This window comes from Hymenobacter cyanobacteriorum (assembly GCF_022631375.1).
Taxonomy (GTDB): domain Bacteria; phylum Bacteroidota; class Bacteroidia; order Cytophagales; family Hymenobacteraceae; genus Hymenobacter; species Hymenobacter cyanobacteriorum.
Genome location: NZ_JALBGC010000002.1, coordinates 1 through 24038 on the forward strand (window position 1 = coordinate 1; position 24038 = coordinate 24038).

The 24038-nt window shown below is 62.6% G+C and carries 20 protein-coding genes and 1 rRNA gene; 10 read left to right on the plus strand and 11 right to left on the minus strand.

Annotation, left to right across the window (positions count from 1 at the left end):
* From rrf to MON38_RS05260, 7 genes are all read left to right on the plus strand, one after another.
* Nucleotides 1–85 (plus strand): 5S ribosomal RNA (gene rrf, locus MON38_RS22950); the annotation flags it as partial.
* A 114-nt stretch (nucleotides 86–199) separates the two neighbouring features.
* The gene (locus MON38_RS05235) at nucleotides 200–2260 is read left to right on the plus strand and encodes a BatA domain-containing protein (RefSeq protein ID WP_241935101.1); all 2061 of its coding nucleotides are present in this window, start codon (nucleotides 200–202) and stop codon (nucleotides 2258–2260) included.
* A gap of 78 nt (nucleotides 2261–2338) precedes the next feature.
* Nucleotides 2339–2896 carry a DUF4199 domain-containing protein gene (locus tag MON38_RS05240; RefSeq protein ID WP_241935102.1) on the plus strand — a complete coding sequence of 186 codons (558 nt, stop codon included), beginning with the start codon at nucleotides 2339–2341 and terminating at the stop codon, nucleotides 2894–2896.
* A 51-nt stretch (nucleotides 2897–2947) separates the two neighbouring features.
* Nucleotides 2948–3472 (plus strand): DUF4199 domain-containing protein, encoded by a 525-nt coding sequence (locus MON38_RS05245; protein ID WP_241935103.1) that lies wholly within the window; start codon nucleotides 2948–2950, stop codon nucleotides 3470–3472.
* Nucleotides 3450–4442: a glycosyltransferase family 2 protein gene (locus MON38_RS05250; protein ID WP_241935104.1), complete on the plus strand. Its 993-nt coding sequence runs from the start codon at nucleotides 3450–3452 to the stop codon at nucleotides 4440–4442. Before MON38_RS05245 ends, MON38_RS05250 begins: the two co-directional genes overlap by 23 nt.
* Before the next feature lie 107 nt (nucleotides 4443–4549).
* The gene (locus tag MON38_RS05255; protein WP_241935105.1) at nucleotides 4550–5689 is read left to right on the plus strand and encodes a glycosyltransferase; all 1140 of its coding nucleotides are present in this window, start codon (nucleotides 4550–4552) and stop codon (nucleotides 5687–5689) included.
* Between the two features lie 45 nt (nucleotides 5690–5734).
* The gene (locus tag MON38_RS05260) at nucleotides 5735–6151 is read left to right on the plus strand and encodes a DUF1801 domain-containing protein (RefSeq protein WP_241935106.1); all 417 of its coding nucleotides are present in this window, start codon (nucleotides 5735–5737) and stop codon (nucleotides 6149–6151) included.
* On the opposite strand, the gene MON38_RS05265 is transcribed toward MON38_RS05260, so the two are convergent.
* The 7 genes from MON38_RS05265 to purB all read right to left on the minus strand — a co-directional run bounded on the left by MON38_RS05265 (nucleotide 6148) and on the right by purB (nucleotide 14707).
* The gene (locus MON38_RS05265) at nucleotides 6148–7242 is read right to left on the minus strand and encodes a glycosyltransferase family 9 protein (RefSeq protein WP_241935107.1); all 1095 of its coding nucleotides are present in this window, start codon (nucleotides 7240–7242) and stop codon (nucleotides 6148–6150) included. The genes MON38_RS05260 and MON38_RS05265 overlap by 4 nt on opposite strands.
* A gap of 207 nt (nucleotides 7243–7449) precedes the next feature.
* Entirely contained in the window at nucleotides 7450–8070 is a 621-nt protein-coding gene (locus tag MON38_RS05270) for a hypothetical protein (RefSeq protein WP_241935108.1), read from the minus strand.
* A gap of 59 nt (nucleotides 8071–8129) precedes the next feature.
* Complete coding sequence (locus MON38_RS05275; protein WP_241935109.1) at nucleotides 8130–9665, minus strand: hypothetical protein; 1536 nt, start codon at nucleotides 9663–9665, stop codon at nucleotides 8130–8132.
* 189 nt (nucleotides 9666–9854) lie between these two features.
* A complete protein-coding gene (locus MON38_RS05280; protein ID WP_241935110.1) occupies nucleotides 9855–10358 on the minus strand; it encodes a DUF6252 domain-containing protein in 504 nt (167 codons plus the stop codon).
* 306 nt (nucleotides 10359–10664) lie between these two features.
* Nucleotides 10665–12410 (minus strand): T9SS type A sorting domain-containing protein, encoded by a 1746-nt coding sequence (locus MON38_RS05285; RefSeq protein WP_241935111.1) that lies wholly within the window; start codon nucleotides 12408–12410, stop codon nucleotides 10665–10667.
* A 106-nt stretch (nucleotides 12411–12516) separates the two neighbouring features.
* Complete coding sequence (locus MON38_RS05290) at nucleotides 12517–13248, minus strand: LuxR C-terminal-related transcriptional regulator (protein ID WP_241935112.1); 732 nt, start codon at nucleotides 13246–13248, stop codon at nucleotides 12517–12519.
* A gap of 118 nt (nucleotides 13249–13366) precedes the next feature.
* Nucleotides 13367–14707: an adenylosuccinate lyase gene (gene purB / locus MON38_RS05295; RefSeq protein WP_241935113.1), complete on the minus strand. Its 1341-nt coding sequence runs from the start codon at nucleotides 14705–14707 to the stop codon at nucleotides 13367–13369.
* A gap of 321 nt (nucleotides 14708–15028) precedes the next feature.
* Here purB and MON38_RS22825 point away from each other — a divergent pair, with 321 nt between their 5' ends.
* Nucleotides 15029–17152, plus strand: coding sequence for a transglycosylase domain-containing protein (locus MON38_RS22825; protein WP_241935114.1), 2124 nt, complete (start codon nucleotides 15029–15031; stop codon nucleotides 17150–17152).
* Nucleotides 17153–17222: 70 nt separating this feature from the next.
* On the opposite strand, the gene MON38_RS05305 is transcribed toward MON38_RS22825, so the two are convergent.
* The 4 genes from MON38_RS05305 to hemG all read right to left on the minus strand — a co-directional run bounded on the left by MON38_RS05305 (nucleotide 17223) and on the right by hemG (nucleotide 23040).
* Nucleotides 17223–19757, minus strand: coding sequence for a T9SS type A sorting domain-containing protein (locus tag MON38_RS05305; RefSeq protein WP_241935115.1), 2535 nt, complete (start codon nucleotides 19755–19757; stop codon nucleotides 17223–17225).
* 56 nt (nucleotides 19758–19813) lie between these two features.
* Complete coding sequence (locus tag MON38_RS05310) at nucleotides 19814–20740, minus strand: TerC family protein (protein WP_241935116.1); 927 nt, start codon at nucleotides 20738–20740, stop codon at nucleotides 19814–19816.
* Nucleotides 20741–20830: 90 nt separating this feature from the next.
* Complete coding sequence (locus MON38_RS05315) at nucleotides 20831–21568, minus strand: polyprenol monophosphomannose synthase (protein WP_241935117.1); 738 nt, start codon at nucleotides 21566–21568, stop codon at nucleotides 20831–20833.
* 134 nt (nucleotides 21569–21702) lie between these two features.
* A complete protein-coding gene (hemG, locus tag MON38_RS05320) occupies nucleotides 21703–23040 on the minus strand; it encodes a protoporphyrinogen oxidase (protein ID WP_241935118.1) in 1338 nt (445 codons plus the stop codon).
* 72 nt (nucleotides 23041–23112) lie between these two features.
* On the opposite strand from hemG, the gene MON38_RS05325 reads away from it, so the two are divergent.
* Nucleotides 23113–23631: a D-glycero-alpha-D-manno-heptose-1,7-bisphosphate 7-phosphatase gene (locus MON38_RS05325; protein WP_338423753.1), complete on the plus strand. Its 519-nt coding sequence runs from the start codon at nucleotides 23113–23115 to the stop codon at nucleotides 23629–23631.
* A 4-nt stretch (nucleotides 23632–23635) separates the two neighbouring features.
* Nucleotides 23636–24028, plus strand: a complete 393-nt coding sequence (locus MON38_RS05330; protein WP_241935120.1) for a hypothetical protein — start codon at nucleotides 23636–23638, stop codon at nucleotides 24026–24028.
* Nucleotides 24029–24038: the final 10 nt, after the last annotated feature.

Genomic DNA, 24038 nt, shown 5'->3' on the forward strand with positions numbered 1-24038 from the left:
CTCTTCCCATTCCGAACAGAGCCGTTAAGCCCCGGTGCGCCTATGGTACTGCCTTCACCGGTGGGAGAGTCGGTCGCCGCCAACCTTTTCCAAGGAAAATCCCCTTCGCATGCTTTCACCAGCACGCTAAGGGGATTTTTGCTGTTATACCCTATTCATTAATGAAACTGACTTTGGGTTTTTAGTTGTTGATTTGCTTATGCAATTGATGTATCCAGGGTTCTTATTTGGGCTATTGGCAGTAGCCATTCCTATTGTTATTCATTTGTTGCAATTACGCCGGCCTCAGCGGTTGCTGTTTACCAATACCGCTTTTATCCGTGAGGTGGAGTTGGTGACGGTACGACACCGGAATTTGCAACAATGGCTTTTGCTGGCCACGCGGGTGTTGGGACTAATAGGATTGGTTTTGGTTTTTTGTCAGCCGTTTATTCCGGCCCAGAAATCGGGGGGAATGTCAGCTGGTACGGATGTGCTGGTAGATAATTCTTTTAGCATGCAGGCGGGTAGCTTGGGGCAGAACTCGCTATTGGCTGATGCGGTGAGCCAAGCCCGGAGTATGGGGCAGAAAAGTTCTAGTGGGGGGCAATTGCGGTTGATAAATACTGGTAGTAGGTTATTGCTTCCTACTGCTTACCAAGCAGCACTCGATGAGTTGAAGCCGAGTGCGCAAAATCCGCTTTTGAAGTTGCGGGAGGAGATAGTTTCTCCGCGCGGTGAGGCTAGTGCTTTATACATCTTCTCGGACTTTCAAAAAAAGGCTGTTGATGTCAAAACGTTGACTGACCTTAAGAATAAAGAAGTGGTGTTGGTGCCGTTGGTTAAAAAGGCGAGTGGTAACCTTTATGTTGACAGTGTATGGTTGGATGACGCTTTTGTGCGCGTGCGGGCGAATGTGGGCTTGCAAATTCGGGTGCGTAATGGTGGGGAAAATAGTTTGAGTGGGGCGGCGGTGAAGGTGTTTCTGGGGGCGCGGCAGGTGGCGGCGTACCGGGTGACGGTGGAGCCGGGGCAGGCGGTGACTTCGGTTGTGCAGGTGCAGGTGCTGGATGATGCTTTGGCGCTGGGGCGGGTAGTGACGGAAGATGTACCAGTTACGTTTGATAATACCTACTACTTTACGCTGCAGCCGGCAGCAGCTATTCGAGTGTTGGAAATAGGTGCTGAGCCGGTGGCCCAACAGTTGTACAGCAATGAGCCGCTTTTTAATTACTCCTTTGCAAAGCCGCAAAACGTTGATTACGGCGCTTTGCAGCGGGCTAACCTAGTGTTGGTGCGCGAGATTGAGCGCATTGATGCGGGGTTGCGCGATGGTTTGCGTGGCGTAGTGAGGCGTGGAGGAAGTGTGGTGGTGGTGCCTGCGAGCACGGTGAATAGCCACGAGTCGTACCAGCAGCTCTTTAAAACCCTGGGCTTGGGAGCGGTGCAATGGGAGGCCTCGACGGCCGCGCCGGAATTGCGCGAAGTAGCGATGCCGAGCGCAGGCGAACCATTTTTTCGGGATGTATTTGGAGCACAGCAGCGCGGAGCTTCCATGCCACGGGTGGCGCCGGTGTTGCGCTGGTCGCGTACCGGGACTGACATATTGCGGCTGCGGGATGGCGAAAGCTACCTGGCTAACTTTGCGAGTGGTAGCGGGCAGGTGTATGTGTTTTCGGCTCCTTTTGCCAAGCAGTATTCCGATTTTTCAGCGCATGCGCTGTTTGTGCCGGTGATGTACCGGATGGCGATGCGGAGCTACCAGAACGAGCAGCTGCCGGCGTACCGGTTGACGCAGGGCACGCTAACCCTGAAGCTGCCAGCTGCCGAAACGGCGAGCAGCGCAGCCAGTCGGGCCGATGAAGCGAACTTCCGGTTGGTGAAGGATAGTGTGGTGCTGATTCCGACGCAACGAATTGTGACGAACGAGCTTCGGCTGGACTTGCCAATGGGTATGGACGCGCTGGGGTTTTACCAGGTGCAGCGCGGCGGGAAGGTGCTGACGACGCTGGCCTTTAATCAGGACAAGCGCGAGTCGGAATTGGCCGCGTACTCGGCGGAGGAATTGCGGGGGCTGATTGGGCCAAATCACCCGAATATTAAGGTAGTGGAAAGCGGAGTGGACGGGGCGGGCTTGGCCAAATATCAGGCAGAGCAGACGGGACAACCGCTGTGGCGCTACTGCCTGCTGCTGGTGCTGCTGGCGTTGCTGGCCGAAGCATTGCTGGTGCGATTTGGTAGCCGCAAGGCCGTCGCGCCCAAGGTGGCCGTGGCGGCGTAGCGGCCAGAACTCGGGTTGTTGGGCGCGGTGATGCACGGTAGGGCGTAACTTGCCGCTTTAAATTCGTGAGACGATTTTATGGCTGCCCCGATTCGAGAACCTGATACCCGCGTCGTGCAAGTGCCGGCGGGAGCCGTGAAACAGCTGGCTCTGCGCTTTGGCCTGGGAGCGGGCTTGGTTTGCGTGGTGTGGATGGTGGGCTTGCAACTGACGGGCAGCAATGGCTTTGGGCCGAAGCAGATTCTGGCGCAGCTGCTGGTGCCCCTGGCGGTGGTGGCGAGCCAATGGCTGTTGCGAAAGGCCGCACAGCCCAACAAGCCCGGGCTGGGGGCTTCGCTGGGAGTGGGCGTGCTTACGGCGCTGCTGGCCGCTTCTATTTCGGCGGTTGGTACGGTGGGGCTGGCGTATGGCGCGGGCGAGCCGGCCGTGGCGCGGCACCGCGCTGAAGTACTAGAAATTGTGCAGGCCCAGCAGCGCGAAAACCCGAAGGCAGTGGCATCGCCGGCGGTGCGGCAGCAGCAGGTGGAACAAGTGCAGCGCATGACGATAGGCAACATGGCCACGAGCAACTTTCTGCAGGTGCTGGTGCTGGGATTGGTGCTGGCTGTGCCGGCCGGAATATTCCTGCGCGAATAATTCGGTTTACTTTGCGGCTCACTTTCACTTAAACCACTTTCTGCAACTGCGATGGAAACCAATACTACGCCCGTTACCACTACTTCGGTCGGCCTACGCTACGGCCTGCTTACCGGTCTGGTGAGCATTATTATTTCGTTTGGCCTGTTTGTGGCGCACCAGGAAAGCAGCCCGTTGCGCTATGTATCGTTTGCGGTGCTGATTGCTGGCCTGGTGCTGGCCATGCAGAACTTCAAGCAGAACAACCAGGGTTTCATGAGCTTTGGCCAGGGTGTGGGCATCGGAGCAGTCCTGTCGGCCGTGGTTGGAGTGCTGTCGGGAATTTTTTCTTATGTGTACATGAGCTTTATCGACCCCGAGGTGGTCGGCCGCATGACGGAAAAGATTCGCGCCGATATGGAAGCCCGCGGCGGCATGACGGATGAGCAGATTGACCAGGCGATGGCGATGTCGGCGAAATTTATGAACGGCCCGTTCACGCTGGTGGCCGCCCTGCTGGGCACCGTGCTGGTAGGCGTTATTCTGGCGATGATTATTTCGGCATTCATCAAAAATGCCCAACCCGAATTTGAATAAAATAGCGGCCACTTTCCCGGTGGAAATTTCCATCGTTATTCCGCTGCTCAACGAAGCGGAATCGCTGCCCGAACTCACGCGCTGGATTGCGCGGGTGCTGGAGGCGCACGAACTGACCTACGAGGTGATTCTGATTGACGACGGCTCGACCGATGACTCGTGGGCGGTGATTGAGGCGTTGGCGGCGACCGACGACACCCTGCGCGGCATCCGTTTCAACCGCAACTACGGCAAGTCGGCAGCGCTGAACGTAGGCTTTGAGGCAGCGCGGGGGCGCGTGGTGTGCACGATGGATGCCGACCTGCAGGACTCGCCCGAGGAACTGCCCGAGCTCTACCGCATGATTGTGGAGGACAAGTACGACTTGGTGAGCGGCTGGAAACAGAAACGCTACGACCCGCTGTCGAAAACCATTCCGACCAAACTATTCAATGGGGCCACGCGGGCGATGTCGGGCATTCAGCTGCACGATTTCAACTGCGGGCTGAAATCGTACGACTCGCGCGTGGTGAAGAGCATTGAGGTGTACGGCGAGATGCATCGCTACATTCCGGTGATTGCGAAATGGAACGGGTTTAAGAAAATCGGGGAGAAGGTGGTGCAGCACCAGGAACGCAAATACGGCGTGACCAAATTCGGGCTGGAGCGCTTCATTTTCGGGTTTCTGGACTTGATGAGCATCACGTTCGTGGGCCGGTTTCGGCGCGCGCCGATGCACTTCTTTGGCACATTGGGCACGCTGTCGTTTCTGCTCGGGCTGCTGATTTCGCTGTGGCTGATGGGGGAGAAGGTGTGGCTGTCGCTGCACAACCTCAAGGCCCGGCAAGTGACGGAGCAGCCGCTGTTTTTCCTGGCCCTCACGGCCGTGATTGTAGGCGTGGTGCTGTTCGTGGCGGGTTTTCTGGGCGAAATGGTACAATTGAACGGGCCAAAGCGCAACGACTATCTGGTGCGCGAAACGTTGAATTAATTTTTTCCTGTCATCCTGAGCGCAGCGAAGGACCTTATCACGTCGGGACGACTCGGTCAACCGTGATAAGGTCCTTCGCTGCGCTCAGGATGACAGTTTCTTGGCTTATGAACGTAGTAATTATCGGCCCGGCTTACCCTTTGCGCGGCGGGCTGGCTACTTACAATGAGCGGCTGGCGCGGGCTTTCCGCGAGGCGGGCGACGAGGTGCGGATAGTCACGTTTTCGCTGCAATACCCGGATTTTCTGTTTCCGGGCCAGACGCAGTTCAGCACCGAGCCGGGGCCGGCAGATTTGGCCATAGAAGTCAGCCTGAACTCGGTGAACCCGCTGTCGTGGGTGGCGGTGGGGCGGAAATTGCGGCGCGAACGGCCCGATTTGGTGATTTTCCGGTTCTGGCTGCCGTTTATGGGGCCGGCACTGGGTACGGTGGCGCGGCTGGTGCGGGGCAACGGCCACACTCGCGTGGTAGCCATTACCGATAACGTGATTCCGCACGAAAAACGGCCGGGCGACGGGCCGCTGACGCGCTATTTTCTGAGCGCCTGCGACGGATTCGTGACTATGAGCCGCAGCGTGCTCGACGACCTGCGCGGGCTAGGTTTTGGGCGCAAGCCGTCGCTGTACCGGCCACACCCATTGTACGATAATTTCGGGCCGATTAAGCCGAAAGCCGAAGCGCTGGCTGCGTTGGGCCTGCCTGATACGACGGGCTATTTGTTATTCTTCGGCTTTATCCGGGCGTACAAGGGACTGGATATTCTGCTCGAAGCGTTTGCCGATGAGCGGTTGGCGCGGCTGCCCATTAAGTTGATTATTGCCGGCGAATTTTACGAAGACGCCGCGCCGTACGAGGAATTAATTAAGCGCTATCAATTAGAAAATAGAATTGTGCGGGCCACGGATTTCATTCCGAACGAAAAGGTGGTGGACTATTTCTGCGCGGCCGATTTAATTATGCAGCCCTACAAAAACGCCACGCAGAGCGGCGTGTCGCAGATTGCCTACCACTTCGAGCGGCCCATGCTGGTGACGGATGTGGGCGGGCTGGCCGAGCTGATTCCGGACGGGGTGGTGGGCTACGTGGTGCCGCCCACGCCGGCCGCCATTGCCGACGCAGTGGTGGATTTCTACGCGAACCAACGCGAGGAAAACTTCGCGGCAGGCGTGCGCGAGCAGAAAAAGCAGTTTTCGTGGCCGGTGATGGTGTCCGCGCTCAAAGAAGTGGCGCAGCTGAAATTACGGTAGCTCCTGAACCGGTAATTTGCGGTTGCACTTAACCGACCTGCACTGATGAGCACGACGAACGGAATGACTTTCAATGATTTCATCGCTGCCCTGCCCGCCGAGCGGCAGCAGCCGGCTGCGGAAGCCTGGCAACTGGTGCGCCAGGCCATGCCGGCTGGCTATACCGAGCACGTGGGCCCGAAGTATCTGGAGTTTCGGGTAGGGAAGGACATGTACATCGGGCTAGCCAACCAGAAAGGCCACCTGAGCCTGCACGTAGTGCCCATGTACCTGATGCCCGCGCTGCAGGAGCAACTGGCGGCGGCCGCGCCCAAGCTGAAGATGGGCAAAGGCTGCGTGAACTTCAAAAAATCGGAAGAATTGCCCACAGAAGCACTTTCCGGGCTGATTGCCGCTACGCTCCCGGCCGATTATGCCGCCAAATTACAAGAGGTACGCGGGGCCTCGCGCAAAAAGGGTTAGGCCAGCGGCGCTTCTAACGGCACGCTTTCGCGCACGGCCTGCAATACTTTGGCGGCCGGCAAATCTTCCATGCAGCTGGTACCGAGCTGGCACGAGCCCCGGTAGAAGCACACGCAAGCCTTATTGGGTTGAACGAGCTGACCCCGGCCGTAGAGGTCGAATTCGTGCGGGTTGAAGATGTTGTTCATCAGGATGGTGGGCTTGCGCAAGGCGATGCTGATGTGCATGCCCATGGTCACCTGCGTCACGATGCCGTCCATCTGGTTCATCAGGTTGATGAACTGGGGGAGGGGGAAGGTGCCCAGGTAGGCCGCGCCGGTGGCGGCGTGCAGCGCGCGGTTGCGGGCGTCTTCGGCCTCGCCGCCCAGCAGCACGGGCGTGTAGCCGGCGGCTTGCAGGCCCTGGATGAGCTCAATCCACTTTTCGGTGCTCCAGAGGCGGGTGGTCCAGCGGTCGCCGCAGCCGGTGTTGAGGCCGATGCGGGGATGCGTGGCAGGCAGGGCAGACCAGTCGTAGCCCTTGTCGTCGTGGGTATCAAAGACGTATTCTTCGCCCTGGAAGTCGAAACCGCAGAGCTCGAAAACTTCCTGCACGTAGGGCTTGGTGTTGGCCTGGCTAATTTGGTCGAACACGCCGGTGAGGAATTTATGCTCGGCCAGCTCGTTCACGGGCCAGGCCACGCCGTCGTAGGGGCGCAGGGCGTAGCCGAATTTCTCCTTGGCCGTGATGTTGTTCAGCAGCACGCAGGCTTCCTTTTCCTTGTCGAGGTTGATGACCACATCGAACTCGCGGCCCTGCAACTGTAAGGCGCTGGCGAAGTCAAATTTCAGAATCTCCTCAATCTCGCCCTGCGGCAGAATGGCGGGCGTGAGCGTGAGCCAGGTGATGTAGCAGCCGGGCCGCTCCTGGCGCAGGCGGCGCAGCAGCGGCGTGGTCCGAATCACGTCGCCGATGGCCCCGAGCTTAATGATGAGGATGCGGCTGGTGACGGGCGCGTAGGCCGGGCAGCCCTCGCACACGTAGCCGTGGGTTTTGTTGGGGCGGCAGGGCAGGTCGCCGCGGAAGTGGCGGCAGTCGGGGTGCAGGGTCAAAGCGGGTGGGCGCGAAGGCAAATGAGCAAGGCAGAGCGGGGAACTCGCCGCGCGGTTCAAGTCCTCAAAGGTAGGGCCGGACGCAGTGCCTCGAAAACGGCCCGTTTTCGGGTCGCCAACCAGCACCAGGGGGGCATTGGTCCGCCGCAAAAAGGGGACGGCCGACGGCCGTCCCCTAAAAGCAGAAAAAAGGATGGAGTAGTACTGCTAGCGGCGCAGGGTGCGCACGCGGAAATGGAAGGTGCCCGACACCGCTCGGGGTGCGGCCGCCGTGTTGCCGTTGATTTCAGTCATTTGCATCAGGTAGCTACCTTTCACCTTGAACAGAGCGTAGTTGCCATCGCGGCCGTCGTATTTCACGTTCACAATTTCGTTGTAAGCATCGGCGCTCTGGCCGGCCTGGCTCACGAGCCGGACGCTGCTGCCATCGGTGAGCGGCAGCTTGTGCGAAAGCTCGAACGCGGCGGTATTGGCCCCGAAAGCCGTAATGGGGTAGCGCCGCAGGTTGGCCGCGGCCACCATGGCCGAGCTGTCTTTGGGATACGTGAGGAAGAACGTGGAATTGGTGGAAGCCGACGTGGCCGACACAAAGGCCACGCCATTGGTGGTGCTATAGGGCAGATCGAGGCGTTCGCAGTCGATGGTTCGGTTCCAGTCGGGCGTTTTGAAGGCAAAGTGCAGCGCGTCGCTCACGCCGGTGGTCGGCGTGGGGTCGTCCTTTTTATCGTCGCTGCCGAAGCAGGCGGCCAAGCCAAACGCCAGGGCCGTGCCCAGCAGCACGGAAGGCAAACGCCGGAACAGGCGAGGAGCTGCGTTGAGGTGTTGCATAAATAATTGAAATACGGGGTATTGATGACTAAGCAAAGATGCAGAACCCTGCCAAGGGTTTACAATACCTGAAAACGGGTATTTTGCCACTCTCCCGAGCCACTGGGCCGCCATCTGAGCTGGTTGCTATCGAGGGGCGGCCCAGTGGTGTCAGAGCGGGTAGCAGCTTGCCGGATTACTCCACCACCAGCTTGCCGGCGGCGCCACAGCGCACTACATACAGGCCGGGGGCGAGCAAAATAGCTGCCCACATACACCCCGCCGCCGCTGGCCACGGCCAGGGCGCGGCCCGCGCCGGCCCCGCCTATGGCGGCGGCCGTCGCAATGCCGTTGGCCGCGCCGGTGCCCAGGCTGCTCCAGGCGCTGCCGTTCCACATGGCCACGCCATTGGCAATGGCCGTGTTGCCGCCGGCCGTGTTGAAGTCGCCGGCCGCATACACATTGCTGCCCGAAACGACCAGCGAATAAATCGGAACGCGCGCATCGGCTACGTTGGCCAAGTAAATCTTCAGGCCGCTGCCCATGCCGCTCCAGGTGGTGCCGTTCCAGCGGGCCACGCTGTTTACGGCCAGCGTGCCGTTCGCCCGCGACACAAAGCCGCCCACGTACACGTTGCTGCCCGATACGGCAATGGCATTGACGCTGCCGCTGTTGGCCGTGCCATCGTCTACGCCCGCGCCAAACGTGCTCCAGGTGCTGGTGGTGGTGCTCCACTTGGCCACGTTGGAGGCCGATACGGTCCCGGCCTTGGTGAATGTCCCGCCCACGTACAGGTCGGTGCCCGATACGGCCAGCGCCAGCGCTGAGCCCCCTGAAACGCTGGCTCCGTTGAGCAGCCCGTTGGAAGTGCCGGTGCCCAGGCTGCTCCAGGTGCTGGTGGCCGGGGTCCATTTGGCGACGCCGTAGGCCGTGATGCCGCCAATGGTGGAGGTGAAAAAGCCGCCCACGTACAGGTCGGTGCCGAGCACGGCCAGCGCGCTCACGGTGCCGCTGTTCAGGCCCGCGCCCAGGGCGCTCCAGCTGCTGCCGTTCCACTTGGCCAGGCGCTTGGCGGCCACGCCCCCGGCTTCCACGAAGTCGCCGCCCACATACAGGTCGGTGCCCATAACGGCCAGCGCCGACACCACGTCGTTGGTGCCGCTGCCCAGCGTGCTCCAGCTGGTGCCGTTCCATTTGGCAATGTTGTTGGCCTTGATGCTGCCCACCGCGGCAAACCGGCCGCCAACGTACACATCGGTGCCCATTTGCACCACCGTCCGCACCCCGGCCGACGAAAACGCCGCGCCGAACCCGTCGCGCCACCGGTCGTCGCCGGCCCCGGCCGTGCGCGTAGCCCCGGCGGGGCGAAACACCGGCCGCCCATCAGCGGCGGTGCTCATCGTGAAATGCCGGGCATCGAACGAGCCCGTGGCCCCGGCCCGCAGCGTGCCGTCGGGGTTCAGGGCCGTGCTTAGGCTGGGCGTGCTGCCCGCCGCGCCACCCGGGCCGGGGCCGCCGGCGTGGGCCGGGTGGGCCAGCGTCAGGGCCAGTCCGGCCATTGCCAACAGGCGGCTGAAGAGGCTAACTAAATGAGTAGTGCGAGAATAGATGGGCATAGTGCAAACCAATTAGGCGTAAGTAAAAACAGCCTCAAAGGTCCCGCCCGTGCTTACCGGCTACAATACCCATTTCCGGGTATTTCCGGGCCGGGCGCGCCCGGCCCGGAAATACGCCCAGCTTGGCGGATACGAAAAAAGCCGCCGCGACCCAGGGCCACGGCGGCTTGTGCATATCCGCGCATCGGATTACAGCCCCACGTTGAAGGTGCCGTTGGTAATCGACTTGGCATTGCCGGTGTTGGCGTTGATGCCCGTGAAGGTGAATGTGCCTTGCACGCTAGTGGCGGTGAGGGCCGTGACAACGATGGTGCCGGCCCCGGTAACAGTGCCGCTGCCCGTGGCTCCGGCGTAGTAAGCCGTGCTCGGGCTGCTGGTGCCCGCGTTGGCAACGTAGGTGGCCGAAGCCGCCGCCGTGGGGCTGAACGTGTAGGTGCCCACGGCATTCGGAAATTCGAGCGACAGGTAGGTGGGGTTGGCGCTGGCGGGAATGGTGCCGGCTACCGAAATCGACGACTGGAATTTCTGCGATTGCAGCGTTGTGGTGGTCTGGGTCGTGCCGTCGACGGTCCAGCTCATGCCTTTGGCGGGCGTGGCCGTGGGGTCGTCTTTTTTGCTGGAAGAGCAGGCGCCCAGCGTCGTAAGCAGCAACAGGGCGGCCGAACGCCGCAGAGGAAAGACAGGAATACGCATCGAGATAACAAAAATGAGTGGAAGGATGGCGAGTTGAAAAGTTGACTAATGAACCAGACGCATGCCAGGAGGGCGCCGTGGTGCAGCACCCGGAGCGGCCCCGGGCCAGGCCCACAGAGCCAGCAGGGGCAACCGGCGGCCTGCTGCGCGGTTGGCCGCTCCATTCATTCCAAAAGGTCGGCCACGGGAGCGGATGTAGAGGTAAAAATAGCCCGGCCCGTCGCAAAAAAACCGGGGCCGGCCGCATTCGCGGCCAGCCCCGGCTGGAACCAACAACTGCTTTGGGAAGGCAAGCCGCCCAACGTCTTATTCAATAATGAGTTGGGCGCGGCTGGTACCGGCTTCGAGCATATAAAGGCCGGGGGCCAGGTTTTGAGTGGCAACGGTGCCTTCCTGGCTGCCGGCGGCAATTGTTGCGTGGGCTACGGCGCGGCCCAGGGCATCGCGCAGCACCACGGGGCGGGCCGTGGCAGCCGGAGCGGCCAGGCGCAGCGTGGCGGAAGTTCCTGCAGTGATGGGATTGGGGTAGAGAGCCAGCGGAGTTGCGCCGGCGGGCTGGCGGACAGCCGTGGGCAAGCCCGCGTTGCTGAGCCGGGCCACAAAGGCATTGGTGCCGAAGGTGGTAGGGTTGGTGAGCACCGTAGAACCGAACGTGACCCCGCCGCGCAGGTTGCCGGTGGCCAATAGGTTGCCGGTACCGTCGACAGCGGCCGCCTCGAAACCGTAGCCGTCGCCGCTGCTTGCCGGGGCCAGCTGGGCATAGTCCCAGCTAGTGGTGGTGGGGTTGAAGCGAGCCACGAATTTGCTGCCCGTGGCGGGGCTTACCAACGAGCGGGTGCCAAAGGTGTACGTAGCCGCAGCCGGGAAGGAGCCCAGCAGCACGGCATTGCCTTGCCCGTCCACGGCCAGGGCATCGGTGTAGCTGGTGCTGGCCGTGCCGTGCCCAATGGTGCCCACCGCGCCCCATTGGCCAGTGGGCGAAAGCCGGGCCACAAACTCGTCGGCGTTGACGGTAGTAGTGCCCAACTGCAAGCCGTTGCCAATGGATTCGGCTGTCAGTAGCAAGTTGCCCGCGCGGTCGTACCGCAGGTCATGGGTCGCGTAGGCCACCGAACTGGTGCCCGGGGCCGACGTTTGGGCGGCCCAGGCCCATTGGTTGGCCGCGCTGAGTTGCGCCACCACGTTGGTTGCCTGGGTAGCGCTGGTGGAGGTGATGGTGGTGCTGCCGAGCGTGACCGCACCGTTGCGGATGCGAAAAGCAATGGCGGCTTGGCCCTGTGGCCCCACGGTGGCCTGGCTCACCACAAAGCGGCTGCTGCTGGCCGTGCCGTTGGTGGTGGCTCCCACGGCGCTCACCCATTGGCCCGTGGCGCTCAGGCGGGCCACAAACAAGCCAGTGCTGGGGGCCGCCGGCAGGGTGGTGCTGCCAAATGTTACCGTGCCGACGTATACACCCGCCACCACAAGGTTGCCAGCCGTAGCGTCCCAGCCCAGGCCAAAAATCTGGGCCCCCGACACGCCGGCCAGCCACTGCGGCTGGCCGCTGGCATTGAGGCGGGTAATGAAGGAAGCGAAGTCTTTGGTGGTGGTGTAGGTGGAGCTGCCCACGGTGAGCACCGAGCCACCGTTGGGCAAAATGCTGGCATCGTCGGAAACGTAGCCCATGGCGTAGGTGTCGCCGGCCGGACTCACGGCCGTTTCCTGAAAAGTGGCGCCTTCGCCGCTGCTGGTCGCTTTTAGGGCCCACTGCCACTGCTGAGTGGGCGACAGTTTGGCCACGAAGCCGCTGCCGTAGCCGTTGCCCCCGGTGAGGGTAGTGGTGCCAAACACGCGGGTGGCGCGCCCACCGCTACCGGCGCCGTTTTGCAGCACGCCCGCCACGTACTGGTTGCCGGCCGCATCCACGGTAAGGCCGCGGCCCAGCGCGCCCGTGTCGTCGGTGGGGGTGGGGTTGGTGGGCTGCACGGCCCCGGTCCAGGCCGGGGTTTGGGCGTGGGCGACGGGCAGGGTAAGAGCCAAGGCTAGGCTCATCACGGGTAATAGTTTACGCATCGAACAAACAGAGAAAGATGAACAGAAAATGAACATCGCAAAAATGTTCGTCTTCCACTGCTTGCCACAATACCCGGAAGCAGGTATTTACGGCCCGTTCCGGCCACTAAATCAGGTCGAAAGCCCGGGCGTACTCACTCAGCTCGAAGGCCGTGGCCACCCCCAGTTTCTGGCGCACGTTGCGCCGGTGGGTTTCGGCCGTTTGGGCCGGGATGAAGAGCTGCTCGGCAATTTCCGGCGCCGAGTGGCCCAGCGCCAGCAGCCGCAGCACTTCGCGCTCGCGCCGGGTCAGCCGGCCAAACCGGACGTTGTGCTGGCGCAGGAAGTTGTTCTCGGCCAGCAGCCGGCTCACCTTGTGCGTCACGTGATGAATCGGGTCGACGGGAATGGACGTGGTGACCAGCAGCAGCGGCTGCCCGGTGTCTTCGTCGCGTAGCAATACCCGCGTGGCGCTCAGGTGCCACACGTAGCTGCGCCCCGGCCCGATGCGGACCTGCTGAAACACGCTCGTAACGGCCCAGGGGTCGGGGTTCTGAATCATTTCGAACACTTTGGGCAGGTAGTCCTCGGCATCGGCTGGGTTGAAATATTCAGCCCAATAGCCCGACCCCAGCGCCCGGATGTCCTCCTGGGTGGTGTGCAACTCCTGCAGCCCCCGCTGCGACATGTACTCGACCCGGTCGAGCAGCAGGTTGGCAATAATGGTAACCCCCGGGTGCAGGTCGGCCCGGTGGGCTACTTCGGCCACCGCCGCTGCAATCTGGCGCTGTTGGGAATTGGTCGGCGAATGCTGCCGGGTGGGCGGAACAAGTAACGGCTGGGATTCCGGCAATGACATCGGTGCTGCGAGCTAGGGCAAGACGTAAATGGATTGCGCAATATATTGACCGGAATAAAAATTGACCGTAGGAAATAATCAACAAAAGCCTTCCCGTTACGCGCCAGCGCAGTGCTGCCTACCGCCCCACGTAGCGGTGCGGCGTGATGCCGCGCAGTTCCGCTTTCACGCTGTCGCTCACATCCAGCCCGTCGATAAACGCCCCGATGCTGGCGGCCGAAATGGCCTCGCCGGTGCGGGTGAGGGCCTTGAGGGCGTTGTAGGGGTCGGGGTAGGCCTCGCGGCGCAGAATGGTCTGGATGCCCTCGGCCACCACGGCCCAGTTGGCTTCGAGGTCGCGGTGCAGGGCGGTTTCATCGAGGGCGAGCTTGCCCAGGCCGCGCTGCAAAGCTCCCAGCGCGATGAGGATGTGGCCCAGCGGCACGCCCAGGTTGCGCAGCACGGTCGAGTCCGTCAAATCCCGCTGCAGGCGCGAAATGGGCAGCTTGGCGGCGAAGTGTTCGAGCAGGGCGTTAGCCACGCCCAGGTTGCCCTCGGCGTTTTCGAAGTCGATGGGGTTCACCTTGTGCGGCATGGCCGACGAGCCCACCTCGCCCGCCTTGATGGTTTGTTTGAAGTAGCCGAGCGAAATGTACTGCCACACGTCGCGAGCAAGGTCGAGCAGAATGGTGTTGAGGCGCTTCAGGGCGTCGCAATGGGCCGCCAGGTGGTCGTAGTGCTCAATCTGGGTGGTAGGGAAGGAGCGGCTCAGGCCCAGCCGGTCGTTGACAAACGTGGCGGCGAAGGCGTGCCAGTCGGTGCCCGGGTAGGCGGCGAAGTGCGCGTTGAAGTTGCCGGTAGCCCCGCCAAACTTGGCCCCGAACGGCACCTGGGCCAGCAGCGCCACCTGCGCATCGAGCCGGGCCACGAACACCTCAATTTCCTTGCCCAGCCGCGTGGGCGAGGCCGGCTGCCCGTGGGTGCGGGCCAGCATGGGCACGGCGGCCCACTCCTGGGCGCGGGCCGCCAGGGCGTTGCGCACCTGGGCGTAGGCGGGCAGCAGCACGCCCACCAGCGCATCCCGAAAGCTGAGCGGGATGGCGGTGTTGTTCACGTCCTGCGAAGTCAGGCCGAAGTGAATAAACTCGATAAAATCGCCCAAACCCAACCGCGTAAATTCATCGCGCAGCCAGTATTCCACAGCCTTCACGTCGTGGTTCGTCACGGCCTCGTGGGCTTTAATGGCTTCCGCATCCGCCTCCGAAAAGCTCTCGTAGAGCCCGCGCAGAGCCGGAAACGCCTCGGCCGACACGCCTTGCAGCTGGGGCAGCGGCAACTCGGCCAGTGCAATAAAGTACTCGACTTCGACCAGCACGCGGTAGCGTATCAGGGCCATTTCGGAGAAGCGGGAGGCCAGGGGCGCGGTGGCGCAGGCGTAGCGCCCGTCGAGGGGCGAGAGGGCGAGGAGGGGGCTGGGCATGGGGCAAAAGTACCAGCGACCGGGTCTACCAGCCGCAATTAATTGACGGTCGTGCTGAGCTTGCCGAAGCATCTCTACTGCGCAAGTAATTTATTTGCTCTCGTGGTAGAGATGCTTCGGCAAGCTCAGCATGACGGGCCTCATTCACCCAGCGGCAACCTTTCGCGGGCGTTTCGCTATACATGAATTCGGCCGGCTGCTAAGCTGCGTCGGCAACCATTATGGCACTCGCTTTTGGACTTTTGCGTTAAGCCGGGCGGAAGCCCGCCGCCGTTTTCTTACCTTTGGCGTTGGCTGAGCCAAACCACCTGACTGATTTCCGTGCGCATATCTCCTTCGACCAAGCGTCTTCTCATCGGCATCTTCATCGGCCTCGTGGCCGTGGTGCTTCTGGCCCTGGCCGTGTTTCAGTGGAAGCGCCAGCAGCTGCTGACCTCGGCCCTGGGGCTGGTGAAAGAGAAAATTGAGCGCAAGTACCCGGTCATTCTCACCCTGGGCCCGGCCCGGTTCGTGGGCTTTAAAACCGTCGAAATAACCGGCATGAGCCTGGTGCCCCGCGCCACGCCCACCGACACGCTGCTCACCGCCCGCCGCCTGCAGGCCGGCCTGAGCGTGCGCTCGCTGTTTGCCGGCCGGCCGGTATTTAGTGATTTGCAGGTGATTACGGCCCGCCTCACGGCCCGCAAAACCGCTACATCCGACAATTACGGTTTCCTCATCAAGAAAAAAGCCAGCGCGGCCGTCCCGCGCGACAACTCCAAAGGCACCAACTACGGCCTGATGCTAAACCAAGCCCTGGAAACAGCCTTCGACAACGTGCCCGGCGAGGCCAGCTTCCAGAATTTCTTCGTGAGCTTCGAGAGCCCGCGCCACTCGGCCGTGCTGCGTATGCCGGAGCTGAAAATTCAGGACGGCGACATTTCGGGCCGCATGACGGCCACCGTCGACTCGCTGGCCAACCAGCTGGGCGTGAGCGGCCACATCGAGCCGGGCGACTACGCCCTCACGGCGCGGGTGTTCGGAGTGGGCGGCTCGGTGCAGCTGCCCTACGTGCCCAAGCGTTTTGGGGCGTTGGTGAGCTTCGACACGGTGCTGGTGCGGCTCGATGGCAAGGATTTCGACGACGACGACACCGGCGGCCGCCTCACGGTGCGTGGCTCGTTGGCGGCGCGCGGTTTCAGCCTCTACCACCCCAAACTGGCGGCCAATGAGATTGAGGTGAAGCGCGGTGCCCTCGACTTCATCGCCACGCTGGGCCGCGGCACGGTGGCCCTGGAAAAGGGCAGCCGCATCACGGTGAACAAAATCGTGCTCAACCCCGAAATTGCCATCTGGACCAAGCCCAGCCGCGCCATCAACCTGAGCGTAACCTCCGACGAAACGCCGGCCAACGACTTCTTCAACTCGCTGCCCACCGGCATTTTCGACGAGATTCGCGGCACCCAGGGCACCGGCACGCTGCGCTACCGCCTCAGCGCCAGCCTCGACATGGCCAACGTCGACAGCCTGAAGTTCGACTCCAGCCTGCGCGGCAAGAATTTCCGCCTCACCCGCTTCGGCGAGGAGGACTTGAACAAGCTGAACACGCCCTTCCTGCAAACGGTGTACAACGACAAAGGCGACTCGGTGCGCACCTTCGCCGTGGGGCCGCAAAACCCCGACTTTGTGCCCTACAACGATGTGTCGCCCTACCTCGTCCACGCCATCACCACGGCCGAGGACCCGCGCTTTTTCTCGCACCACGGTTTCATGGAGCAGGCGTTTGTGAAATCGGCCATCCAGAACATCAAGGAGCGGCGCTTTGCCCGGGGCGGCAGCACCATTTCGATGCAGCTGGTGAAAAACGTGTTTCTGACCCGCCAGAAAACCGTGGCCCGCAAGGTCGAGGAGGCCCTGATGGTGTGGCTCATCGAAAACACCGGCCTGGCCAGCAAGCAGCGCATGTTCGAGGTTTATTTGAACATCATTGAATGGGGCCCGAGCAAGTACCGCTGGCCCAGCGGCAAGCGCGGCGTGTACGGCGTGAAGGATGCCGCCCTGTTCTACTACGGCAAGCGCCCCAACGAGCTGAACCTGCCCGAGAGCCTGTACCTGGCCAGCATCATCCCCAAGCCCAAGTTTGCGCGCTATTCCTTCGATGCCTACGGCGACCTGCGCCGCAGCACGCGCTACTTCTTCCGGCTGATTTCCGACATCATGCTCACGCGTGGCCTCATCAGCGAAAACGACCGCGAAAACCTGCCCTACGCCCTGCACCTCACCGGCCCGGCCCGGCAGTACATGTCGTTTGCCGCCCGGCCCGATACCACCCGCGCTGTGCAGCAAGCCGATTCGAGCGACTTCGAGCCCCTCAACCTCATCGACCTGCTGAACACCGGCGCCGCTCCCGATGCCGGCGTGAATACGGGGGCGCCCGAGCCCGCCCCCGCCAAGCCGCCGAAATAGGACGAGTGACCAAGTCACCAAAAAGGGCCGCGCTATCCAGCGCGGCCCTTTTTGGTGTGCTACCGGCATGCTATTGCACCACAACGCGCCGCGTAACGGTGCCCGTCGCATAGTGCACCCGTAGCAGGTACAGGCCTGTGGGCAGGCCGGCTAGGTCCAGCAGCTGCTCGGTGGTGCCGCTGATGGCCTGCGTGCGCACCGGGCGGCCGGTTGCATCGAGCAGGGCCAGGCTGCGGGGCTGGGCGCTGAAGTCCGGCACAATGCGCAGCTCGCCGTGCGCCGGCACGGGCCACACGGCCGTGCGGGCTGCTACGGCGGCGGGCGCGGCCACAGCCAGCACGTTGGCCGCGATGAGGCGGGCGACTCCTGCGGCCGGCTGCCCTCCCACGGTGGCAAAGCTGTCCGCCAGCACAATGGCCCCATCGGGCTGCACCAGCATCGCACTCACAGCGTTGTTGGGGTCAGCGCTGTTGGTGAACGTGGCATCGGTCGCGCCATTATCGAGCAGGCGGGCAATTCCGTAGTGGTTGCCGGTGGGGCTGCTGAAGAACAGGCCGCCGCCTACCAGCACCCGGCCGTTGGGCTGCACCACCACGGCACTCGGCGTGCCGTTCAGCGTAGCGTCGGATACGAAAGCCGGGTCGACCACCCCGCCGCTGGTGAGCCGGGCCACGCCTTTGGCCGCCACGCCATCGGCGGCGCTGAAGCTGCCCGCCGTCAGAATTTTACCGTCGGCCTGCAGGCCCAGGGCGTACACGCGGGCCGCGGCCCCACTCGCGCCGGTGAAAGAAGACGGGTTGTTAAACGTATAATCGAGCGCGCCGCTGTCGGTGTAGCGCACCACGCCGGCCACCAGCGGCTGGCCCGGCGGCAGCCAGGAGCCGGCCACCAGAATGCGGCCATCGGGCTGTACCAGAATGGCGTCGGTCGAGTTGGTCGTCCAGCTGCTGGCAGCTGGGCTGGCGAATGAGGGGTCTACCGCGCCGGTGCTGGTGAGGCGCGCCAGCCGGTTATACACCATCCCACCGGCCGACACGGTGAACTGCCCGCCAATCAATAGCTTGCCATCGGCCTGCACGGCCATGGTCATGGTGGTGTAGGGGGCCGAAAAACTGGCATCCGGCCGGCCATCGGTGCCGAACCGGAAGGTGCCGCGCACGGTGCCGGCCAGCACTTTGCCGTCGGGCTGCAGGGCCAGGCACCCCACCGAAGTGGGCAGGTAGCCGGTGGCGGCCGAAAAAGCGGCATCCACCGCACCACTGGCCGTCAGGCGCGCCAGGTAGCTCACGGGCTGGCCGTTGATTTCCGTAAACAGGCCGCCAATGAGCAGCTTGCCATCGGGCTGGCGCACCATGCTCAGCACGCTGCCGTCGCTTTGCGCTACGCAAGCAAAGCCGGGGTCGGGCGCGCCGGTGCTGGTGAGCTGCACCAGGGGCGCTCGGATGCCATTGAACGTATTGAAAAACCCACCCACCAAAATGCTGCCATTGGCTTGCAGGCCAATGGTGTTGGGGGCCCCGTCGCCGGTATTGGCCAGCTGCAGGCTGGTGTCCTGGGTGCCATCGGCGTTCAGGCGCGCCAGGTGGTCGGCTCCCGCCACCGAGAAGCTGCCCGATACGACTATTTTGCCATTGGGCTGCAGCACCACGGCCGGGCCATTGCCGTTGTTGGGCCCCACCCGGATGTCGAGAAAGGTGGGCGACGAAAACGTCGGGTCGAGGCTGCCCGTTGGCAGCAGCCGCACCAGGCCGGGCGTGGGGTGGGTGGTGCTGTTCACGGGCAGCGTGCCATAGGCCAGCACGTTACCATCGGGTTGCAATACCAAACCCTCGACCCGCGCCCCGTTTTGGTTCAGTGGCGAGGTGAACGTGGGGTCGACACTGCCGTCGGCATTCAGGCGGGCCAGGCCATTGGCCGGCTGGCCATTGAAGGTGGCGAAGCGCCCGCCGAGCAAAATTTTGCCGGTGGGCAGTACCAGCACCGCCAGCACCAGATTGGTGCTGCTGCCGGCACCAATGCCGGTGCCCACATTAAAGGTCGGGTCCACACTGCCGTTGGCATTCAGTCGCACCACGCCCGCGGCCGCCGCGCCGTTGAAGGTGCCAAAGCTGCCTACTACCACCACCTTGCCATCGGGCTGCGCGTCGAAATCGCGGCTGTAGTTGGCGCTGCCGCCGGCCGTGCCCGCGTTGAAGGTGGCGTCGGCCGTGCCGTTGGCATTCAGGCGCAGCAGCTCGGCGCGGGTAATGCCCCCGGCCATAAAACCAATGCTGTTATTACTAAGCATATATTGCCCTGTTGGCAATAGCTTGATGCGGAGGGCTATGCCGGCAAACCCCACGTTTTGCGAAAACGCGGCGTCGAGGTTGCCAGCGGCATCGATGCGCACCAGCCGGCTCACGGGTTGCCCGTTTAGGCGGGAGAACGTACCGCTCAATAGTCGTTTTCCATCGGCTTGCAAGGGCCCGATGGTGTAGATAGAAGCTGGGGCATACATACTGGCTGGCGCCGCAAAAGCAGGGTCGAGCACCTGGGCAACGGCGCTTTGTCCCAATAAAAGCACAACCAGCAACATCCCGGCAGCGGTGAGGCGAGGTAGCAACATCAATGAATGAGTGAAGTGAAAAGAAGGTGCCGCTAAAATTACGGCCGGCCGCAGATTTACACTCCTTCTTTTTTGGGCCACAGCAGCGAGGCCACCACACTTAGCAGCAGCAGCGCGCCCACAATGCCCAGCGACAGCGGCATGCTCATCGGCAGCACCTGCTCGAGCAAAATCTTGCTGCCGATGAAGGCCAGAATCAGCGCCAGGCCATAGTGCAGGTAGTGAAACAGCCGCATGAGGCTGGCCAGCGCGAAATACATGGCCCGCAGCCCCAGCAGCGCAAACACGTTGGAGCTGAAAACGATAAAGGTATCGCGGGTGATGGCCAGAATGGCCGGGATGGAATCGGCCGCAAACACCACGTCGGTGGTTTCCACCATCACCAGCACCACGAGCAGGGGCGTGGCGAAGCGCAGGCCGTCTTTCTTCACGAAGAAAGCGCCGCTTTCGATGGAGCGGGTGATGGGCAGCCGCCGGTTCAGGAAGCGCACAATGGGGTTGTTGGCCGGGTCGATTTCGGGCCCGTCGCCGCCGCTAAAGCCCATGCGAATGCCGGTATACACCAGAAACGCCCCGAGCAGATACATCAGAAAGTGGAACCGCGCCAGCAATGCCGCCCCGGCCAGAATGAAGACGGCCCGCAAAATCAATGCCCCCAGCACGCCCCAGAACAGGATGCGGTGCTGGTATTGCGCCGGTACCTTAAAGTAGTTGAAGATGAGCAGGAAAACGAACAGGTTGTCGACGCTCAACGCCTTCTCCACGAGGTAGCCGGTTAGCCACTGCAGGCCGGCCTGGTGGCCCATGGTGCGGTACACCAGCAGGTTGAAACCCAGCGACAGCGCCACCCAGAACGCGCTCCAGCCCAGCGCCTCGCGCAGCTTTACTTCGTGGGCTTTGCGGTTGAGCACCAGCAAATCGACCAGCAGCAGGCCGATGACAAAAGCCGTGAACCCAAACCAGGAGAGGGGCGAGTTTTCCATGCGTGCCGCCAAGGTACGAAGCAGGGCAGGAGGTCAGCGGAACAAAAATCCCGTCTGGCTTCGCGGCGCTCAGGATGACAGGTGGCTCAGCTACGCCGCCCGCTTCAGCGGACTAAACCAGCTATTAACCTTCATTTGCAGCACGCCGAAAAAGGCTTCTTCCACGATGCCCTTGCTCATTTTGGACGTGCCGCGGGTGCGGTCGGTGAAGATGATGGGCACTTCCTTGATGCGGAAGCCCAACTGGTAGGCCAGCCACTTCATCTCAATCTGAAACGCGTAGCCCACGAAGCGGATGTTGTTCAAATCCAGGGCGCGCAGCACCCGGGCCGTGTAGCACTTAAAGCCCGCCGTGGCGTCGCGGATGGGCATGCCCGTCACCAAACGCACGTACCAGGAGGCGAAGTACGACATCAGCACCCGCGACATGGGCCAGTTCACCACGTTCACGCCCTGAATGTAGCGCGAGCCGATGGCCACGTCGTAGCCCTCGATGGCGCAGGCATCGTGCAGGCGCAGCAGGTCGTCGGGGTTGTGCGAGAAGTCCGCATCCATCTCGAACACGTATTCGTAGCCCTGGGCCAGCGCCCAGCGGAAGCCATGGATGTAGGCCGTGCCCAGCCCTTGCTTGCCCGTGCGCTCTTCCAGAAACAGGCGGCCCGGAAACTCGGCCATCAGCCCGCGCACAATGTTGGCGGTGCCATCGGGCGAGCCGTCGTCGATAATCAACACGTCGAAAGCCCGCGGCAGCGACATCACCTTGCGGATGATGAACTCCGCATTTTCGCGCTCGTTGTACGTGGGGATTAGGACGAGGCCTTCGCTCATAGCTTACAAATTGGCCTCAAAGATAGGCTTTGCCCTCCCGAAGCTGCACGCTAGGCGAGGAATGAGCCAGCTATTTTAGTGAAAAAATTCGGACATCAAATTATGGCGCTGTTAATATTCTGTCTGAAAATCAACTAACGGCCAGCGGCTAACAAGTCGGCTGTATTCCGGGCGTAACGAATGCAGTCGGGCACGCTCACTCCAGCGCGCCAGTTGGCCACGGCCAGCACCCGCTCGGCGGCCAGGGTCTCGGCGGCGGCGTGCGCGCCCACAATGGCTTGGTCGAACTGCGGAATGCTGCGCGGCCAGTAGTAGCGCCCCTGCCAGCGCGGTGCCCCTGTGATGCCGTAAAACTTGGTCAACTCGGCGTGCACGGCGGCCAGCTGCGCGGCCTCGGGCTGTCGGGCCGCATCCTCGTACTGGGTGCCGCCCACGAAGGTGGTGAAGAGCACCTGCCCGGCCGGCACCCGCTGCGGGTAGATGGAGCTGGTCCAGACCGAGCCGGCAGCGTAGGCGTTTTCTGCCTTGGGGTGCAGCGCCCCAAAACCGTTGAGCGGGTGCGCGACGGCGGCGCGGTCGTAGGCCGAGTACACGGCGCTCATAGGCGGGTAGTGCACCGCTGCCAGCGCCGTGGCGGCGGCCGGAAACAGCAGCTCGAGCAGCGGCGCGGCGGCGTAGGCAGGCAGGGCCAGCGCCAGGTGCGAGTAGCCGGGCGCGGCTTCCAGGCCGCGGGCACCTTTCAATTCGAGTTGGTAACTGCCATCGGCGGCGCGCGAAATGGCCGACACGGCCGTGCCCGGCTGGTAGTTGGCGAGCTTGGCGGCCAGGGTGTCGGCAATGGTCTGCACGCCGTTTTTGAGGGTGATGATGCGGCGGCGGCCGGCGCTGCTGCCACCTTTCATCAGCCCGCGCAGCACCGAGCCGTGCGCCTGCTCCAGGGCCGGCAGCTGCCGGAAGGTTTTGTTGATGAGGAGCTTCTCGGGGTCGCCGGCGTAGATGCCGGCCATGAAGGGATTCACGGCGTAATCGACGATTTCGGGGCCGAAGCGGCGGCGAAAAAAGTGGGCCACGGTTTCCGTTTCATCGATGGGCGCGGCGGGCTGGCGGAATTCCTTGAGCAGCTGCCACTTGGCTTTGAGGCTGAAGAAGCCGCTGGTGAGCAGGGCCGGCGGCGAGCCGGGCAGGGCCTGGTAGCGGCCGTCGCGCAGCACGTAGCGGAGTTGGCTCACGGCGGCAGCATCTTCAATCTGGCTGGTCAGGTTGAGGTCGGCGAGCAATTCTTCCAACTCGGGGCTCAATTGCAGGGAGTTGGGGCCGGTTTCGAGCAGGTAGCCGCCGGGCGCCGCCCAAGTGCGCAGGTTACCGCCGGGGTGCGTGTCAGCCTCGAACAGGTCGTAGGCCACGCCGGCCTTCTGCAGGTACCACGACAGAGTAAGGCCGCTGATGCCGCCGCCGATAATCGCAATTTTCATAGACTGGATGCGCAAAGAAGGGCTACAAAGGTAGCCGCCGCGCCGGGCGGGTTCGCCCGTAGCTTTGCAGCTATGTTAACAAAAAACAAAGCCGTTTTTCTCGACCGCGACGGCGTGCTGAATGAGGAAATCGGCACCTACGTCTGGGAGCCCGAAAAATTCATTATCTGCGATGGCGTACCCGAAAGCCTGGCCCGCCTCAAAGCCGCCGGCTACTACCTCATCGTCGTCACCAACCAGGCCGGCATCGCCAAAAAGCTCTATACTGCCGCCGAGGTGCAGGCCTGTCACGCCAAGCTGCAAAGTGCCTGCGGCGGCCTCCTCGACGCCCTGTATTTCGCCGATGCTCACCCCAGCGTAAGCGAATCCATCCTGCGCAAGCCCAACTCGGGCATGCTGGAAAAGGCCGTGGCCCGCTTCAACCTCGACGTATCGCAGTGCTGGATTGTGGGCGACCGCCTGCGCGACATGCAGGCCGGCGCGGCCGTGGGCGTGCGCGGCATTCTGGTGGGGGAGGAGGAAAACGCGGCAGGCTTCGCGCCGCACGTGGCGGATTTGCGGGCCGCGACGGATGTTATTCTAAGCCACTAGCACGATGGCAACGATAAGACAATGGGCCACCAAAAACCGCAACATGCTGTTTCTGCTGGGGTGCGTGGTGCTGGGGCAGGTGTTCCTGTATTTCACCACCACGGCCAATGCCAAGCGCGAAATCGAACGCTACCGCGCCCTGCAACTGGCCGGCCGCGTGGCGAAAATGCTATCGTATTCGCACGGCATGCAGAAGGTGCAGATGGCCAACGGCGAAACCCCGGCGCTGGCCCTGACGGCCGCCGGCCACGACTACATCCAGGCCGGCGATTCGCTGGTGAAGGCGGCGGGCAGCGACAGCATCACTGCGTATCGGCGGTTGCCTAGCTACACGGAGGTGTCAGTTTTCGGGCCGGGTGTGACTGGTAATAAGCGCTTAATCAAACGCTCCGAATAGAGTTGTGAGG